This window comes from Exiguobacterium qingdaonense, from assembly GCF_018617855.1.
Classification (GTDB): domain Bacteria; phylum Bacillota; class Bacilli; order Exiguobacteriales; family Exiguobacteriaceae; genus Exiguobacterium; species Exiguobacterium qingdaonense.
In genome coordinates this window covers 1-206 of sequence record NZ_JACSKY010000051.1, presented here as the reverse complement: position 1 = coordinate 206, position 206 = coordinate 1, and the positions used below count along the sequence as shown (strand labels likewise).

Annotated in this window: 1 protein-coding gene; it reads left to right on the top strand. The window is 51.0% G+C overall.

The window, feature by feature from the left end:
• The coding region (locus KNP00_RS14200) for a zinc ribbon domain-containing protein (protein WP_215146320.1) at nucleotides 1-206 on the top strand (206 nt) is incomplete at both ends.

The window sequence follows — 206 nt, the reverse complement described above, 5'->3', positions numbered from 1 at the left end:
ATGATGCAAAACCATAAGCTCGCCAAGTCCATCGGGGATGTCAGTTGGTACGAGTTCGTCCGGCAACTCGAATACAAATCAAACTTCTATGGACGGACACTCATCAAGGCAGACCCCTGGTACGCATCCACTCAAATCTGTTCCACTTGCGGCATAAAAGGCGAGAAGAAGGCGATGGATGTCCGTGAATGGACGTGTGCCTGTGG